The organism is Mesorhizobium sp. M1A.F.Ca.IN.020.06.1.1 (assembly GCF_004023265.1).
Classification (GTDB): Bacteria; Pseudomonadota; Alphaproteobacteria; order Rhizobiales; family Rhizobiaceae; genus Mesorhizobium.
Map to the genome: position 1 here is coordinate 1 of NZ_RZSR01001317.1, position 1,239 is coordinate 1,239.

Genomic DNA, 1,239 nt, shown 5'->3' on the forward strand with positions numbered 1-1,239 from the left:
CCTGGAAATCGACATAACGGTCGGCGGCGTGCCGCTTACGCTGTACCTCGTGCATTTCAAGTCAATGGGCTCGCCGCGCAACGGTCTCGATGGCCGCGAGGCGACGATGCCACTGCGCATCGCCGAGGCGCAGGCCGTGCGCCGCATCATCGAGGACCGCTTCGGCAAGGACCATGCGGCCGACAAGCGCTGGGCAATCTGCGGCGACATGAACGATTATCGGCAGCGCGTGAAGATCGAAGGCGACAGCTTCGACGGCTATCGCTTCCAGGTCGTCGACGAAGCCCAGTCCTCGATCAACGTTCTGACCGCCGGCGGCTTTTGCGAAAATGTCGTCGAGCGGCGGCCCGAGATGGACCGCTGGAGTTTTTATCACACGCGCGGCCCGCAAGAGCGGCATTTGTGCCAATTGGACTATATCCTGCTGTCGAAGGCCTTGGCGGCGAAGAACGCCACCGCGGTTCCGGAGATCATCCGCAACGGTCAGCCTTGGCGCACCATCTTTCCGCCTGGCCAGGAAGTCGAGCGTTTTCCGCGTGCCGGGTGGGACAGGCCGAAGGCCTCCGACCATTGCCCGGTGGTGATCAACCTGGACATGGCCTGAGCCCGTGAGCTTCGACCTGCCGCGGAATGTCATTTTGCCGGTCGACGCGGTCGACGTACGGCTCGTTGCCAGCCCGCATCCGTTCGAGCGCGACAATCAGACAGCGATCGCGGAAAACTGGCGCCGCGAAATGGAGATGAAGCCGGCGCTATATGACGGCACCGTGGTGCTGCTTTCGGCGCTGAGCTATCGCGACCACCGGCTCATCGGCCGCTGCCATGCGGTGAAGTACTCGACTTTCATGCTGTGGCGCAAAAACCGGGAGCTCAGCGGCGCCGAACATGCCTATGCGCACGCCGTGCTGGTTGCCGGCGACAATGCGCTGGTGGCGATCCGGATGGGCTCGCACACGGTGAACGCCGGCCGCGTCTATTTCGCCGCCGGCTCCTTCGAGCCGATCGATTTCCGCGACGGCCTCGTCGATATCGATTTCAACATGATCCGCGAGGTGGGCGAGGAAACCGGGATCGATCTGTCGGGCGCCGCACGTGGACAGCGCTACTACGCGCTGTCGACATCGAGCGGCACGGTGATCTTCCGTCGCTTTCGGGTGGCCGAGCCTGCCGACGAGATCGCGCAGCACATAAAGACGTTCGTCGCGGCCGAGGCGGACCCGGAGATCGAAGGTCCGGTCA

The 1,239-nt window shown here is 63.8% G+C and carries 1 protein-coding gene and 1 pseudogene; both read left to right on the top strand.

From position 1 onward, the window contains the following. Positions 1-604, top strand: a pseudogene (locus EOA60_RS33615) (endonuclease); the annotation flags it as partial. 4 nt (positions 605-608) lie between these two features. Beyond that, a partial coding sequence (locus EOA60_RS33620) for a hypothetical protein (protein ID WP_128312655.1) occupies positions 609-1,239 on the top strand: 631 nt, incomplete at its 3' end.